The 15353-nt window shown below is 33.9% G+C and carries 17 protein-coding genes; 9 read left to right on the top strand and 8 right to left on the bottom strand.

All coding sequences use genetic code 11. The features are described from left to right. Positions 1-395 precede the first annotated feature (395 nt). Both ACKX2A_RS00140 and ACKX2A_RS00135 read left to right on the top strand, forming a co-directional pair. Entirely contained in the window at positions 396-1811 is a 1416-nt protein-coding gene (locus tag ACKX2A_RS00140; RefSeq protein WP_415326993.1) for an ATP-binding protein, read from the top strand. Positions 1812-1822: 11 nt separating this feature from the next. Continuing rightward, complete coding sequence (locus tag ACKX2A_RS00135) at positions 1823-3484, top strand: FAD-dependent oxidoreductase (RefSeq protein WP_415326992.1); 1662 nt, start codon at positions 1823-1825, stop codon at positions 3482-3484. Positions 3485-3755: 271 nt separating this feature from the next. Here the strand turns inward: ACKX2A_RS00135 and ACKX2A_RS00130 are convergent, their stop codons facing one another. The 4 genes from ACKX2A_RS00130 to ACKX2A_RS00115 all read right to left on the bottom strand — a co-directional run bounded on the left by ACKX2A_RS00130 (position 3756) and on the right by ACKX2A_RS00115 (position 6325). Further along, complete coding sequence (locus tag ACKX2A_RS00130; RefSeq protein ID WP_415326991.1) at positions 3756-4169, bottom strand: OsmC family peroxiredoxin; 414 nt, start codon at positions 4167-4169, stop codon at positions 3756-3758. A 50-nt stretch (positions 4170-4219) separates the two neighbouring features. After that, the gene (locus ACKX2A_RS00125) at positions 4220-4729 is read right to left on the bottom strand and encodes a hypothetical protein (protein ID WP_415326990.1); all 510 of its coding nucleotides are present in this window, start codon (positions 4727-4729) and stop codon (positions 4220-4222) included. Positions 4730-4957: 228 nt separating this feature from the next. Then, positions 4958-5812 carry a helix-turn-helix domain-containing protein gene (locus tag ACKX2A_RS00120; RefSeq protein ID WP_415326989.1) on the bottom strand — a complete coding sequence of 285 codons (855 nt, stop codon included), beginning with the start codon at positions 5810-5812 and terminating at the stop codon, positions 4958-4960. Between the two features lie 132 nt (positions 5813-5944). Beyond that, a complete protein-coding gene (locus ACKX2A_RS00115; RefSeq protein ID WP_415326988.1) occupies positions 5945-6325 on the bottom strand; it encodes a winged helix-turn-helix transcriptional regulator in 381 nt (126 codons plus the stop codon). Positions 6326-6453: 128 nt separating this feature from the next. Between ACKX2A_RS00115 and ACKX2A_RS00110 the strand changes: the two genes are divergently transcribed. Then, the gene (locus ACKX2A_RS00110; protein WP_415326987.1) at positions 6454-7245 is read left to right on the top strand and encodes an SDR family oxidoreductase; all 792 of its coding nucleotides are present in this window, start codon (positions 6454-6456) and stop codon (positions 7243-7245) included. A gap of 19 nt (positions 7246-7264) precedes the next feature. After that, on the top strand, positions 7265-7588 hold the full coding sequence (locus ACKX2A_RS00105; RefSeq protein ID WP_415326986.1) for a nuclear transport factor 2 family protein: 324 nt from the start codon (positions 7265-7267) through the stop codon (positions 7586-7588). Between the two features lie 47 nt (positions 7589-7635). On the opposite strand, the gene ACKX2A_RS00100 is transcribed toward ACKX2A_RS00105, so the two are convergent. From ACKX2A_RS00100 to ACKX2A_RS00085, 4 genes are all read right to left on the bottom strand, one after another. Continuing rightward, positions 7636-7815, bottom strand: coding sequence for a bacteriocin-like protein (locus ACKX2A_RS00100; RefSeq protein WP_415326985.1), 180 nt, complete (start codon positions 7813-7815; stop codon positions 7636-7638). 78 nt (positions 7816-7893) lie between these two features. After that, a complete protein-coding gene (locus tag ACKX2A_RS00095; RefSeq protein WP_415326984.1) occupies positions 7894-8352 on the bottom strand; it encodes a MaoC family dehydratase in 459 nt (152 codons plus the stop codon). Between the two features lie 208 nt (positions 8353-8560). Then, a complete protein-coding gene (locus ACKX2A_RS00090) occupies positions 8561-8755 on the bottom strand; it encodes a cold-shock protein (RefSeq protein ID WP_072960946.1) in 195 nt (64 codons plus the stop codon). A 47-nt stretch (positions 8756-8802) separates the two neighbouring features. Next, a complete protein-coding gene (locus ACKX2A_RS00085; protein WP_415326983.1) occupies positions 8803-9924 on the bottom strand; it encodes a DEAD/DEAH box helicase in 1122 nt (373 codons plus the stop codon). Positions 9925-10303: 379 nt separating this feature from the next. Here ACKX2A_RS00085 and ACKX2A_RS00080 point away from each other — a divergent pair, with 379 nt between their 5' ends. From ACKX2A_RS00080 to ACKX2A_RS00060, 5 genes are all read left to right on the top strand, one after another. Then, the gene (locus ACKX2A_RS00080) at positions 10304-11257 is read left to right on the top strand and encodes a beta-1,6-N-acetylglucosaminyltransferase (RefSeq protein WP_415326982.1); all 954 of its coding nucleotides are present in this window, start codon (positions 10304-10306) and stop codon (positions 11255-11257) included. A gap of 422 nt (positions 11258-11679) precedes the next feature. After that, positions 11680-13173, top strand: a complete 1494-nt coding sequence (locus ACKX2A_RS00075; RefSeq protein ID WP_415326981.1) for a hypothetical protein — start codon at positions 11680-11682, stop codon at positions 13171-13173. Positions 13174-13303: 130 nt separating this feature from the next. Continuing rightward, a complete protein-coding gene (locus ACKX2A_RS00070) occupies positions 13304-13834 on the top strand; it encodes a hypothetical protein (RefSeq protein WP_415326980.1) in 531 nt (176 codons plus the stop codon). Between the two features lie 64 nt (positions 13835-13898). Further along, positions 13899-14555 carry a sensor histidine kinase gene (locus ACKX2A_RS00065; protein ID WP_415326979.1) on the top strand — a complete coding sequence of 219 codons (657 nt, stop codon included), beginning with the start codon at positions 13899-13901 and terminating at the stop codon, positions 14553-14555. Then, positions 14548-15159, top strand: a complete 612-nt coding sequence (locus ACKX2A_RS00060) for a response regulator (RefSeq protein WP_415326978.1) — start codon at positions 14548-14550, stop codon at positions 15157-15159. The genes ACKX2A_RS00065 and ACKX2A_RS00060 overlap by 8 nt, the downstream gene beginning before the upstream one ends. Positions 15160-15353: the final 194 nt, after the last annotated feature.

Raw genomic sequence — 15353 nt, 5'->3', positions numbered from 1 at the left:
TCATTTTTTTTAAGTTCTTATAAAATTTTTTAGACCTCCCTATTCAGTAGTTGCAGTATCTTTGTATTTTTGAAATTGAATGACACCGCTTGTAATTTCAATATTCAAAATTCATTTTTTTTAAATTCCTGTGAAAGTTTTTTGGCCTCTCTGTTCTGTAGTTGCAGTATTTCGATTACGCAAAAAAAAGTTTAATATTAAAAACAGATAGATTATCATTACTTTGTAAAAAATCAACCAAATTCCAGTTTACACTAAAATTCGGAAAGTATTTTATACAATTTCAAAGTCTTAAAAAGAATATTTTGGTATATTTAAATGTAAAATTTTAACTATAAAATCAGACTAACTAATCGGTGCAAATCTCTTCAAGTTTAAAATATTAAAATACAGTTATGGAAAGCAACACAAAAAATTTACAGGAATTCGAAGCGTTGGTTTCTGTACCGGAAGAACAATTGCAATGGCTGGAAGAAAATAGTACAATTTCAAACTACACTGATGGAGAGTTCATCACAGAAGAGCAGGGTAAAATTGAAGGACCTCATTTTATTCTCGAAGGAAAGGTTTATCTCTTTATTAAACAAGGAAAAGAAAACCGCGAAATCGGGATGTTATCCAAAGGACGGATTTATGGTTATCTTCCCTATTCCAGAAGCAAAAATGCAGGTGTTAACAGCAAAGCTGTAGGAGATGTTAAAATAATGACCTTTAATACCGATAAAATTCGAGAAATGATTCATGATCATTTTGAGCTTACACAAGCTTTAGTGCATCTCATGAATAACAGAGTAAGAGATTTTACGGCATTTCAGCAGCAGAACGATAAAATGGCAGCATTAGGAAAAATGGCAGCCGGTCTCGCGCATGAAATAAATAATCCAACCGCAGCATTAGTAAGCGATTCCTTATCTCTTCGCGAGCATCAGCGTTTTGCGCCGACGGTTCTAAAAGAAATGGTATCTCTACATCTGGAAGCGTCTCAGATCGATGAAATAATTAAAGAATTATCTAAAATATTATCCACCGAAAAACCGATTTTAAATCTTAAAGAAAGATCAAAAAAAGAAGAAATCATCGCCGATTGGCTGGATGAACGAAATATCGAAAATGGAGAAGATCTATCTGAAATTTTTGTTGATTTTAATTTCAGCATGGAAAATCTTAAAGTATTTGATACATTAATACCGAAAAATGCTCAATCTTTTGTATTTAATTGGTTTATGAATATTTTAGGAACAGAGAAATTGATACAAGACATAGAAACTTCCTCCCGCAGAATTGCAGAACTTATCAAATCCATAAAAATCTACACCCATATGGATCGCGGATCTGAAAAAATGGCATCGAATATTCATGACAGTATACGAAATACACTCAGTATTTTGGGGTATAAATTGCGCAAAGGTAATGTAGAACTGGATGAACGATATGATCAGACATTGCCTTTGGTAATGGCTTATACAGGACAGTTGAATCAGGTATGGACAAATTTGATCGACAATGCTCTAGACAGCATGGAAATCAATAAAAAAGGAAAAATTACCATTACTACAGAAAGAGACGGCGAATTTGTAAAAATAAGCATAAACGACGATGGTCCGGGAATTCCAGAAAATATAAAATCCAACATATTCGATCCCTTTTTTACAACAAAAGAAATTGGAAAAGGTACAGGAATGGGACTTGAAACCGTTCAGAGAATTATTCTGAAGCACAACGGTTCTGTTAAGGTAGAATCTGTTCCGGGCAGTACAACTTTTATTATATGTATTCCTATCAGCAATAGCATCGACGCTGATAAAAATTAAAATAATCACCCATGGAAAAACCTATCATTTTTGCAATAGATGACGATCAGCAAGTGTTAAATGCCATTGCGAGAGATCTTAAAGCAAAATATAACACGCAATATAAAATCATTAGCACAACCTCAGCAAATGAAGCACTTGAGCGCATTATCGAACTTAAAAATGAATCACGCGTCATAGCAATGTTTGTATGCGACCAACGTATGCCGGAAATGGAAGGCGTAGAGTTCTTAGAAAAAATTCTAAAAATTTATCCTGAAGCTAAAAGGGTTTTACTTACGGCTTATTCCGATACAGACGCTGCGATCAATGCAATCAATAAAGTTCAGCTTGATTATTATTTGATGAAACCCTGGGATCCTGCGGAAGAAAAGCTTTATCCTGTAATTGATGACTTGCTTTCTGACTGGCAAAGCAATTATAAACCGAATTTTAAAGGATTACGAGTGATCGGTTATCAATACTCTCCTTTTTCTCATAACATAAAAGATTATCTTGCGAGCAATCTTATCCCTTATCTTTGGCTGGATATAGATAAAAATCCCGAAGCCCAACGATTACTTGAAATCAATAAATTGACCACAGAACATCTACCTGTTGTTATTCTTGAAGATGGTTCAATTTTAAAACAGCCACAAGTAAGCACTTTAGCTGAAACGACAGGTACAAATCCCGAAATCACAACTGAAGTATACGACGTCGTAATTATCGGAGCCGGTCCTGCAGGACTTGCAGCCGCTGTTTATGGTGCATCCGAAGGATTAAAAACATTAGTCATTGAAAGAAAAGCTCCCGGCGGACAAGCCGGAACAAGTTCCCGCATCGAAAATTATCTTGGTTTCCCATCTGGTCTTACCGGTGCGGATTTAACGCGACGCGCTATAAGTCAGGCTCGTCGTCTGGGTGCGGAATTTTTATCTCCAAAAGAGGTTGTTAATATCAAACAGGTAGACAATTACAAAATCCTGACATTAGGTGACGGACAGGAAATCAACTGCCGTTCCATCATCATCACCACAGGTGTAGATTACAGAAAGCTGGAAACAAAAGGCATTGAAGATTTTACCGGCGCAGGAATCTATTATGGTGCTGCTATTACCGAAGCTTCTGCCTGTAAAGACAAAAGCGTTTACATCGTAGGGGGTGGAAATTCTGCCGGGCAATCTGCGGTATATCTTTCAAAATTCGCAGATAAGGTTTACATTATTGTGCGTAAAGACAGTCTTGCTTATACCATGTCCTCTTATCTCATTCAGCAAATTGAAAATTTATCTAATGTTGAGGTTCTTACCGATACCGAAGTGCGGGAAGCAAAAGGGGCCACTTATTTGGAGAATCTCATTATTGAACATCTTCCAAGTGGCAAAATATCAACAGAACAAGCTGCAGCTTTATATATTTTCATAGGAGCAAAACCTTTTACAGACTGGTTGGGTACTTGTGTATTAAGAGATCAGAAAGGTTTTATTGAAACCGGCAGGGATCTCACTGCATATCCCGAGTTCACACAACATTGGAAACTTACGAGAGATCCATTTTTACTAGAGACAAGTATGCCCGGAATTTTTGCTGCGGGAGATGTGCGTTCAGGTGCTATGAATCGTGTCGCATCTGCTGTTGGTGAAGGATCAATGGCGATCTCATTCGTTCACAAATATCTTGCTGAAAATTAAATTTATCAGAAAAATGGAGCGCAAAATTGTTTTTAAATTTCTTATGAAATTAATAAACTAAATTAATTGAAAGGGGTATAGATAATTTCAAGACTTGTTTTATAAATATATTGCATTACAACATTGCAATTTTACCCCTTCCAATTAATCGGCATCACTATACTTCTACATTGTAAAAACCGGACTTTTTAGTCAATATTTCTGTGATGCCTGATCCCATAAATAAGATTGTCAGCCATAAAACGACGTTCCGTTTTTTAATCTCATAGTTTTAAATTAAATGAGCTTCAGAAGTAATCTTAATTTTCAATGCTTTTGAAACTAAACAGTTTTGTTCAGCTGCTTTTGTAATTTCTTCAAACTCATTTTCGCTGATTCCCGGAACAGATCCTGTAATGGATAAATGCATTCCGCTGATTTCAAAACCTTCCATCGATAAAGTTGCTTCCGTATTCAATATGGCAGGTTCGATCCCTTTTTCTGATAAAGCAAAACTCACCGCCATTGTAAAACATCCTGCATGTGCTGCAGCCAATAACTCTTCTGGATTCGTTCCTTTTTCCTCGCCTGTAAATCGTGTTTTGAAACTATAATTTGTCTGATTAAGGATTCCGCTTTGAGTGGTTAATTCTCCTTTACCTTCTTTTACACTGCCCTTCCACTGTGCATTTGCTGTACGTTTCATATTTATTTTTTTTTAATTTGTTTGTTGTATTTTTATTAAATCATTTATCATTATTCTTCTAAATAAACTGAAGCCAATTCCTTGTTAATTCTCTTTTGCTTAATAAACTGAAAAACAGAGCCCGCAATAAAAAGAAGAAAAAGAATAAGAAGTGTCTGACCAATGATCGGATCCTTAATATCTTTTGCTAAAGGATGTCCGATGGGAACTCTTGTAAAAGTTTCATTAACAGTCGGTACAAGTGAGAGTAAAAAACTGAATGACAACAAGAAATTCTCAAAATATCTTGCTTTTCTATTTCCCTTTTTATTTGAAAAGAGATAATATGCAATCGCAATCAAAACAATAATAAATATTGAGAACACGTGTCCGGCGTTAAAACCGCCATGTTTTGAAATTCCCAATGCTGTAAGTGAAGTTACTAAAGTTGCATAAAAATATACCTTTCCTGAAATTTTGCTAAGATCGATTTTACCATATCTTACAAATCCGATGATCGCTCCTACAATTGCGGAAATACCAATAATGGTATGAAAAATTCCTAAACTTGATAAACCCATTTTTGTTTTATTTTAATATTTGTATTCAATTTAAAGCTCTGTTAAACAGAGATTCCTTCTCCTGAAAGGAATGATACAAAGTTGCGATAGATACACGAAAATGGTTTTGTAATTTGGTTCAGATATTTGAGATTTTGGTTCAAAAAAAAACATTTCTAATTGTACTTAGAAATGCTCTGTTTTATTGTATAAATTAAATGTTATTAAATTTAAAATTAGTTTAAACAATTATTTGCCTCGTCGCTCCTGTCGATAATTGGTCGGAGTTATATGAAACTTGTCGCTAAAGCTCTTGGTGAAAGTGGCAAGATCATTGAAACCGCAATCGAATGCGATATCGGTAATTCTTTCATCGGAAATTATCAGCAATTCCGCTGCTTTTTCAAGTTTTTTATTCTTAATATAACTTGCCGGAGTGTCGTTGTACAGCTTCGCAAATTCTCTTTTGAAAGAAGATACACTCAAATTATTTTGTTCTGCTAATTGCTCAATCGTAAGCTGTGAGAACAAATTGGCTTCAATAATCTGTTTAAAAGAATACGTTGTCGGAGAAAAAAGTTGTGATAAAATCAGTTGAATGGAATCCGCATTCTGAGACTGAGCCAGCAATAACACAATTTCTTTTAATTTAAGAATCAGAATATCTTCATTCACGAGCGATGGATTTTCAAAATAGAAAAGCAAACCTTCGACATATTTTTTGATGAGGAAATCGTTGTTTATTTTTTCGTTGGATTTATTTGAAATGACGTTATTTGGTTTTTGCAGAAGCGATGGCAGTTCTCTGTCGTAAATTTTCCTTAAAATATCCGGATAAAAAGTAACAATTACAATCTGGCAATTATCTTCCGGTTTGGCATTATGAATCTGCTTTCCGGACGTGATACAATTCAGAAACAACGCATAATCTGTAGGAATATTGATCTTTTCATCATCTACCTGATATTGAAATTCGCCTTTTAGAACATACAGAAAACAAGCCTGTTCAGCAACCGGAAAATCAAATTTAAAGGGTGCTGTGAGATCAATTCTCTGCATCATTGGTTTTCCAAATAATTCGTACTTTTTATAGTCGTTGATCATATTCTTTCAGTTTATTTTTTGATGCCTCTATTTTAATCGAAATTTTGCCAAATATATAGAATTCAAAAAATTAAATAGGTTATTGATTGAATTATTCTCAAATCCAATTTCACATTAAATTACATTATTCGCTTAATTTTCCTCTACATTCAAAGATCCCTGAAGTCTTTTTAGAATTAACATTCTTAATCGATCCTCATTTTGATCTCCCCATTGGCCCAAAGCACCGATTACAGGAATCAGACTCTCACCAAACATAGTAAGATTATATTCTACTTTTGGCGGAACAACAGGATAAATAGTTTTAGAAACAAGTTCATGTTCTTCCAGTTCCTTCAGCTGGATATTTAAAACCCTTCGAGAAGCATCCGGTATCTTGCGCTGCAATTCACTTGGTCTTTTATGTCCCTGATTAATAAACCACAGCAAACGTATTTTCCATTTGCCGTAAAGTACTTCGCCGATCAGATCGAGACCACAATTTAAGTTCGGTATTATTTTTCTCTCATACATATTACAAAATTAAAGGTATGTTCCGATTTGTACAATAGGGGAATAATTTATCCCTATATGAATCGTAATTCCGTACTTGTATGAACTGTTTTTATACCCCAATTTTGTCCTATAAATAATTCTTAAAAATGGAACAATTTAATTTCAACAATGAGTTATCCGGCAAGATTTCCTTGGTAACAGGAGGTACAAAAGGAGCAGGAAAAGCAATTGCAGAAAGGTTGCTGCAAGCTGGCGCAACCGTTATCATTTCGGCTAGAAATGCACCTGAAAAAGAAAACAGCAACCTGCATTTTATTTCAGCTGATTTAAGTACAGCAGAAGGAACTCAAAAAGTAATCAATGAAGTGCTGTCTACTTATGGAAGACTGGATATTCTGGTGAATAATCTTGGTTCTTCATCAACACCTGCCGGTGGTTTTAATGCATTAAGCGATGAAGACTGGGAATCGACAATGCAAGCTAATTTACTGGCTCCTGTTCGATTGGACAGAGGATTTTTGCCTCAAATGATCGATCGAAAAAGTGGTGTTATTATTCATATCGCTTCAATTCAGGGCAAATTACCGCTATACGATTCTACTTTGCCGTATGCAGCTGCAAAAGCGGGATTGAGAAATTACAGCAAAAGTCTATCTAACGAGGTTACCCCAAAAGGTATTCGTGTACTGACCGTTTCGCCAGGCTGGATCAACACAACAGCATCTGAAGCATGGCTGGGCGAAATTGCAAGAAATGCCAACACTACTGTAGAAGAGGCACAACAAAGTGTAATGGATGCATTGGGTGGAATACCTTTCGGAAGACCTGCCGAACCGAAAGAAGTAGCTGAATTGGTTGGTTTTCTGGTTTCTCCAAGAGCTGGTTATCTCACAGGTACCGAATTTGTAATCGACGGTGGTACCGTACCAACAGTATAATAATTAAAAAAATAAAAAAATGAATTTACCAAAAGTTATCACAGATTTAATTGAAGCACAAAACACTTTTAACAGTGCGGCCTATGCAAATTGTTTTTCTGAATCAGCCGTAGTCTTCGACGAAGGCAAAACGCATACTGGAAGAAAAGAAATAGAAAACTGGATCGCAGATTCCAACGAACGTTACAAATCTGTTATGAAACCCGTAAATTATAAAGAGAATGGAACGGAAAGCATTTTAGAAGCAGAAGTTTCAGGAACTTTCCCAGGCAGTCCGCTTGTATTAAAATTTCATTTTGATATTGTGGACGAAAAAGTTCAGCATTTAAAAGTAACTGATTAAGAAAAAAATACATAAAAGTTCTTCCTTAGGAAGAACTTTTTTATTCATTAATGAGAAACTTCTCCTTCTGCCGGTATATCTGGTACGATAATATAGCATTCTGCATTAATCGGGATGCATACTTCTGCATCAGGACAATAATATTTCCCAAGAGGACATTTTGAAGTTGATGCCGCTCCTTCAATTGCTTTTAATTGTTTTCTTGACAGAGTTTTTAAATTTTTCATAATAATAGAATTTGATTTGGTTATAAATCGTAGTTTTTATAATCTGTAAGTTAGTAAAATATTTGTATTTCATAATTATTACAAAAAATGATATAGAAAAACTACATCTCCTGTATAAGCAGGCTTTACTTGGTTTTTAATAATTAGTTTAGCCCCTACCACTACTTTTACGGTTCCTTTAAGGTTATTTACTGTTTTAATAGTTGCCTCAAGACTTACTTCATCATTAACTTTAACAGGCTGACCAAATCTAAAATTTTCTATTCCATAGTTGATTTCCATACTGATGTTTCTTACCTCAGCAATCTGTTTCCAGAGATAAGGAATTAGCGAGAGTGTTAAATAGCCGTGAGCAATTGTAGAATGATAAGGACTTTCTTCTGCTGCTTTTTTCTCATCGGTATGAATCCACTGATGATCCAAAGTGGCATCTGCAAAACGGTTGATCTGGTTCTGATCAATACAATGCCATGATGACGTCCCAACCAGAGTACCCTCCAGCAATTTATATTCATTAAAGTTGTTAATAGTAATCATTGTTTAATCTTAAAAAAATGATAGATTCAGAATGCTATCGCTGTACATCGATAAAAACCCCTCGCAAGATGCAAGAGGTCGGATGAACATGAAAAACCGATGTAAATTACATCCAGATTTCATTCAAACATATGTTAAAAACAGTCTAGTCCACTAAAGAAGTGAGATAAAAATGCTTTAACTTTTGTAAGCAAGAAGTCGTTTCACCTTATGCTAATTTCACATTGACAGCATTTAAGCCTCTGTCACCTTGTTGAATATTAAAATTCACTTTATCATTTTCACGGATTGATCCTGAAACCAACCCTGAAGAATGTACAAATATATCCTTACTCCCATCTGCAGGAGAAATAAATCCGAAGCCTTTTGCTTCGTTGAAAAATTTTACTGTGCCTTGTTGCATTGTAATTATTATTAAAATTGTATGTATAATCTGTAAACTTTACAGCTTTATTGTTGAAATGTACCGACAGGCATCGTAAAACCTATCAGACCTTGTATGTTTTTTAAATCAATATGTTCATCTGCTGTACAAAATGATATTAAAGAACCCTCACTTCCTAACCTTCGTATTCTCTCTATCCTTTGGATATAAGTTTGTGGAATAGCAGGAAGATCAAAATTTATGATATGGAGTACCTTATCAACATCGATTCCTTTTGCCGCGATATCTGTAGTAACTAAGGCTTGAATTTTTCCACTTTTGAAATCATCCAATACATTATTCCTTACAGCTCTTGACCTATTTCCATGAATCCATCCAATATCGACGCCGGCATCTTCCAGCTGCTCTACCAGCTCATCGGCTATGTATTTACTGTGCGTAAAAACCATAAATCCTTTTATATTACTTTTTTTGAGAAGATCAATCAAAAATTCTGTTTTATCTCTCTTTTCAATAAAATATACACATTGGGAAATACTTTTTATTGACGCCGACCTTGCATCTATAACAATTTCTATTGGGTTTTTAAGAAAAGTTGAAACAGATTTTTTTTGATAATCTGAGGTTTCTGTGCAAAAGATTAAGGTTTGTAAATTGCTAGGAATTAGTTTCTGAATATTTTTTATTCTGTTTACCAGTGTTTTTTCAATCATTTTATCTGCATCATACAAAACCAGAATTTCTAACTTGGAAAAGTTGATAGGTCTTTTTTCCACGATCTCTAAAAGTCCTTCAGGAGTTGCAATCAATATATCTATTCTATTTCTGAAAGCAAAAATCTGACTTTCAGCTGATTCTCCATCATTGATTCGAAATGTTGAAAGAGATAGATACTTACTGCACTGCTCAATTTTTTCTTCAATCTCAACACCAATTTCATCACTAGGCACAATTATCAACACCCGGATATTGGTATGTTCGGTAGGATTTCTACCCAACAATTGTAATACAGGCACTGCAAAAGCCAATTTTTTTCCGCTTCCCTTATGTGCAGAAACCAAAACATCTTTTCTGCTTAAAATACTAGGAATTACAGCATTTTGTAATTCTGTAGGTTGGGAATATCCTGATTCTGTAATGGCACGGATTATCGGATTGATTAATTGTAGATTCTTGAAACTTATCATAAATATTTGCTGCTTCCGATCTTTTTTCCGGCAGGTGCATTTTTAATGAATTATTTATAGTGGTTAGAATTAATATTAATTCAATATAATTTTTCATTACTCCAAACTTTTTTCTTCATTGAAAGCTAAAAAAAGCATTCCTAAAGAAATCGGTTGACAATCGGGAATCTGAAAAAGCAAAACTGAATGATAAAAATCTGATTTAAATTATTGCAGAGTAGCAGAGGCAGGCACCTTCTTTATTGATACTTTGCAAATGTATGGTAAAACAATACAATAACAATGCAATATAATTAACTGATTATCAAAAATATATTCGTAGCTTACGCACATCAATCTAATTGTTTGCAAAGTGCGGATGATTTTAAAACTCCAGCATATGCAAACTACCGCAACCCAATCGCAACCCTTGCCAAGAAAGTCAGACAGTTCTCCTTCTTCTCAGATCCGAATTGCTTATTTTATTATGGTGCATCATAAACCAAATACTTTTAAGGCAATGTTTGAGAAAATCTACACCCGAGATCAGTTTTACCTGATTCATATAGATAGAAAAGCCAAAGAAGAGTTTACTGAGGAAATTCAACAATACCTCATTCATTTTCCCAATGTATACATTCTCGAGAGTATCAACATTGTAGCGGGAGGATTCAGTATCATTCAGGCAGAGCTCAATGCTATGGAATTTTTGCTCAATGTAACAGCAGAATGGGATTATTTTATCAATTTAAGTGGTGAAGATTATCCGCTAAAATCTCAGAATATTATTAGGCAATTTCTTACATCCAACAATGGCAGGAATTATTTGTTCTATTACGATCAAAAATTTTACAGACCAGATACGCTAAAAAGAATACAAAATCATTTTACAGAACTAAGTCATAAAATATCATCTTTAATTTATAAAAGGACATTTATGGAAGGAGTGACACCTTACATCGGAGGCAAATGGTTTATTTTCACAAGAGAAACCTGTTCTTTTTTAACCAACAACAAACGAGTGATTGATTTTGAAGACTATTATCTCCACACTCTTTTACCGGCAGAGTCATTTTTTCAAACGGTTCTCATGAATACAATTTTTAAAGATATAATCGTAAATGATGATAAAAGAGCGTCTATTGAAAAAACATTCTTTAATAAAAATTCGTATCAAGATTCCTTCATTGAATCATTAAAAGATAGCAATCAGCTTTTTATCAGAAAGATTGATCATGAAAACAGCCCAGCCATCTTAAAATATATTGATGAAACATATCTTCTTCCATTACCATACGTTGACGAGATAGAAAGAGAAATTAAAAGAGATGAACGCAACGACAAATGGTCCTAATAAACCCCTAATAAAGATATCCTCCAATTATTCCTTATGGTTTTTATTCTTTGTAAACACTTCATATCTGATTTCTTTTACAGGTTTTTTCAGCGAAGCGTAAAGGCTTTATAAAAGTGAAGGAAAAGAAGTTAAAAAGAGATAAGAATAATCATCAATACTTTAAAAAACCAAATACAATTTAATATACAATTATTCAATCGAAAAGATCCCACATTGGTGCCACATGTTATCCGATAGTCGGGAAACGGGATGATCTTATATTTATTTTTATGTATTTTTACATTTATACCTAAAAATTTCCACTGGAATGTAACATGAAGTTTCTTTATTGTCTATTCATTTTTCTTTCTACTTTACTGCATTCCCAACACTATACATCCCGATGGTTCGGCATGGATGAAGGCCTGCCACAAAACGGTGTGAAGGATATTATAAAAGACCGGTATAGCTTTATCTGGTTGGCAACAGACGGAGGTTTGGTTCGTTATGATGGCCGGCAATTTTTAGTTTATAATAAATTAAAGGTTAAAAATCTTAATTTCGGAAGTTTTTTAAAAAATAAGGATGGTAATATTATCATTTTCAACAACAATGAAGAAAACTGCGCTTTACTCAAAAATAGGAATGCATTTGTACTGCCCAATCATAAAGTAGAAAAAACTGAGTTTACGGCAAATGGAAAACTTAACAAAAGATACTTGAAAAGCAAATTTACAGGTGTGTTTTTTCCTGACACCAGTTGCTATTATATAGAAACAAATACAGGTATCTACACATTTTATACCGACAGAGTTATTTATAATAATGGTTACCAGAACAAAACTGTTCTTTTAAATTTTCCTTTCTCCAGATTAAAGAATGCTTTTGTTGTAAACAATACAGTTTATTTGCCCGATCCTAAAAAAAGAAAAACAGTAATTTTAAGAGATGGAAATGCAACTCTTGATTCTGCGCCTACAATCTATAACGATCCTGCATCAAAAATATACTGGCATGAGACCAGCCAACAGGTATTTGTAATCAATAAGGGTAATATTTATATAAATACCAAAGCTTATAAATCTCCGAATTTTCGATTTCTTATAAAATACAAGAATATCGAAAAACAGCTTTTCACTTCCATTTACTATGACGAAGAATCCTCACAATTGTATCTAGGTAACCTTATCAAAGGTCTCAATATTATTACCATTTCTTATTTTAATACTCCTCAGAGAAATATTCCTTATTCTTTGGAAGTAGTATACGATGCCTTGCCTTACAGCCAAAATGCTGTTATTACCAAGCAGGGTTATAAGTATACCAATAATGGGGTGGAAAAAATTTTTTCTGCGAACGTAAATTATGACAGACGTTTTCTTTTATATGACTGCTCCAATAATTTGGTATATGTGGACTTTAATAAAATCCACAGAAGATATCGGAATTCGTTTTATAAAAAGCACGATTCTATCACTTTCACCGGGAGAAATGTTAATTCTCTATTTAAAATCAATCAGAACTTTGTAGTCAGTATGGCAGATCTCGACTATTCATACTACTCTCTTTATCTATTCACTGATGATAATTTCCAAAAGGCAAAGCTGTTGTTCAGATGTAAAGATAATATCACTTCCGTTATACAAAAAAACCATGACCTTATCTATATTGGGACATCGGATGGAATATATGTAATTTCTCTAATTCTAAATAAAATAAAAAAAAAATTGCAAATCGGTTCTCCATCAAGGAGATTCAGCAAACTGAGGACGGTAATTTCTGGTTCACTACTTACAACAGAGGGTTTTTTCTTGTTGATAACGATATTCCCATTAAAATGCCACCTGACGAAAACAGCTATCTTGCCGATGCACATCATATTTTGCAAGATCGTGTCGGTTTTTTTGGATTTCATCCAACAATGGCTTATTTAAAGTTTCCAGAAAAAAATTACTGGACTACGCAAAGAACAAAACAACCAAAGTCACCTATTATCGCTTTACGAAGGAAGACGGACTATACAATAACGAATTCAATGGAAGCGCAAATCCTTCTGGCAATATCTTGCAAAATGGCAATTTCGTATTTCCATCAATGGAAGGTTTTGTATTTTTTAAACCTAAAGAAATCAAAAGCTATTATCCAAGAAAAGAGCAATTATTCATTGAACGGGCTGTTGTCGAAAAAACTCCTGTCCTTTTTAAAGATACTCTGCAGGTAAAAAGTGGTGATGCTTCTGTCGAAATTTACGTGGATCTTCCTTACTTTCATAGTACAGAAAATCTCTATCTAGAGACCAAACTTTCGGGAAAACAAACGGGTAATTGGAGAAAATTACCGAATGATAGAAAATATACTTTACCTTCCGTTCGTCCCGGAATTTACACCCTCGATATCAGACTATTAACCTATCCTGACGGACAGTTTTCTTACAAGAAAATACATATAGAAATTAAACCGTTATTTTACCAAACGTGGTGGTTTAAAATTTCTTTAGTGATTCTGACAATTGGAGCCATTATGCTTCTGATATATTTCAGGACGCATTATTTAATAAGTATCAATAAAAAAACTAAAAGACAATCTTACCCATAAGGGACAAGAGCTGAAAATTACGAAGAACAGGCTTTTAAACGAATACGAATACCAAAATAAGATCATGGAAAGCATCAGCCACGATATTACCACACCTATCCGATTTATCGTTACAATTTCCCAGGAACTTGATAAAGAAAAAGATTCCGAACTTCAGAAACAATACTTTAATGAAATATATAAAACATCTGAACAACTCTATAAATTTACCTCCGATCTAAAGGAGTATACCAAATTGTTTAAGGAAGACAGTATCTTCGAAGAGGAAGTCTATCCTCTCTACGATCTGTTGGAAAATAAAAAGGTTCTCTACGAACAAATTGCCTTAAAAAATAAGGTGATGATTATTAATAATTGTGACAGATATATAAGTACGATCATTAATAAAAATATACTTTCAGCTATTTTCCATAATTTATTGGACAATGCGGCGAAGTACACTGAAAACGGAACAATAGAAATTATTTCGACCACCATCGGAAATTATATTGAAATTGGTATTTTTGACTCCGGAAAAGGAATGTCTGAAGAGCAAATACTTTATTACAATGAAGTCTTTAACAATATGGATGCCCATCAATTTGTCTTTAAAGATTATGGTTTTGGACTGCATATGATTATTCAGCTTGTAAAAAAAATCGATGCAAAAATAAGTTTTCATAAAAATACTCCATCCGGAACAATAGTGAAAGTTTTAATTAAAGAAAATCCACGTGCATAAAAAAATATTAATTGCAGATGATCACTCTGTGGTCAGGCTGGGAACAAAAATCATTTTAGAGCAACATTTACGCGATCTTACCATAGATTTTGCTACCAACTACAAAGAGGTAACAAGCATTATTTCTGTCAAAAAACTCGATCTGCTAATCCTTGATATCGAAATGGAGGGCAGTATTTATAAAAGCATGATTAAAGAAATAAAAACTTTACAGCCCGCCATTAAAATATTGATATTTTCATCTTCTAATGAAAATGTCGGAGTGGAATATATTGAAGAAGGAGCTGAAGGCTTTCTGAATAAATTAAGCAGTGATGAAGTTTTGGTAAAAGCTGTACAATTAATATTAGAAGAAGGGTACTATTATCCTCCTGCCATGATTCAGCATATACGCAAACCTCGGCAAAAAGATCCTTTTGAAATGCTTTCGGAAAGAGAACTGCAAATATTTAAGCTGCTGGGAGAAGGCAACGGCATTCTTGAAATCTCAAACCTGCTGAATCTTCGGCCCGGTACAGTAGGAACATATAAAAATAGAATTTACACGAAACTGGGGATAAAAAGTCTTGTGGAAATTTTCAAAATTTATAATAAACTTCAGTAATATCTGGACATCCTTATTTATTTCTTCACGAGCTAAAGCTACTCTAACTTTATTTTGCTTCTGAAATTAAAAAAAATTTCACTTACTTAGGTCTTCTTTTTTAGACATGCTATGTCTGTATATTTATACGCAAACGTCTTTATACTTATACAATCTAAATTTCTTTTCCCAACCCTAATTTAATAATTTTGACA

Origin of the sequence: Chryseobacterium sp. MMS23-Vi53, from assembly GCF_047651245.1 — a bacterium.
In the GTDB taxonomy this organism is placed as follows: domain Bacteria; phylum Bacteroidota; class Bacteroidia; order Flavobacteriales; family Weeksellaceae; genus Chryseobacterium.
Note: the sequence above shows the minus strand (reverse complement) of the source record. Positions and strands in the feature narration are given on the sequence as shown.

Bases quoted from the DNA above. Each gene is read 5' to 3' on its own strand.
- ACKX2A_RS00140 (WP_415326993.1), top strand. From the start codon at position 396: ATGGAAAGCAACACAAAAAATTTACAGGAATTCGAAGCGTTGGTTTCT.
- ACKX2A_RS00085 (WP_415326983.1), bottom strand. From the start codon at position 9,924: ATGATAAGTTTCAAGAATCTACAATTAATCAATCCGATAATCCGTGCC.
- ACKX2A_RS00125 (WP_415326990.1), bottom strand. From the start codon at position 4,729: ATGGGTTTATCAAGTTTAGGAATTTTTCATACCATTATTGGTATTTCC.
- ACKX2A_RS00130 (WP_415326991.1), bottom strand. From the start codon at position 4,169: ATGAAACGTACAGCAAATGCACAGTGGAAGGGCAGTGTAAAAGAAGGT.
- ACKX2A_RS00120 (WP_415326989.1), bottom strand. From the start codon at position 5,812: ATGATCAACGACTATAAAAAGTACGAATTATTTGGAAAACCAATGATG.
- ACKX2A_RS00095 (WP_415326984.1), bottom strand. From the start codon at position 8,352: ATGATTACTATTAACAACTTTAATGAATATAAATTGCTGGAGGGTACT.
- ACKX2A_RS00090 (WP_072960946.1), bottom strand. From the start codon at position 8,755: ATGCAACAAGGCACAGTAAAATTTTTCAACGAAGCAAAAGGCTTCGGA.
- ACKX2A_RS00065 (WP_415326979.1), top strand. From the start codon at position 13,899: ATGGAAAGCATCAGCCACGATATTACCACACCTATCCGATTTATCGTT.
- ACKX2A_RS00080 (WP_415326982.1), top strand. From the start codon at position 10,304: ATGCAAACTACCGCAACCCAATCGCAACCCTTGCCAAGAAAGTCAGAC.
- ACKX2A_RS00100 (WP_415326985.1), bottom strand. From the start codon at position 7,815: ATGAAAAATTTAAAAACTCTGTCAAGAAAACAATTAAAAGCAATTGAA.
- ACKX2A_RS00115 (WP_415326988.1), bottom strand. From the start codon at position 6,325: ATGTATGAGAGAAAAATAATACCGAACTTAAATTGTGGTCTCGATCTG.
- ACKX2A_RS00110 (WP_415326987.1), top strand. From the start codon at position 6,454: ATGGAACAATTTAATTTCAACAATGAGTTATCCGGCAAGATTTCCTTG.
- ACKX2A_RS00135 (WP_415326992.1), top strand. From the start codon at position 1,823: ATGGAAAAACCTATCATTTTTGCAATAGATGACGATCAGCAAGTGTTA.
- ACKX2A_RS00105 (WP_415326986.1), top strand. From the start codon at position 7,265: ATGAATTTACCAAAAGTTATCACAGATTTAATTGAAGCACAAAACACT.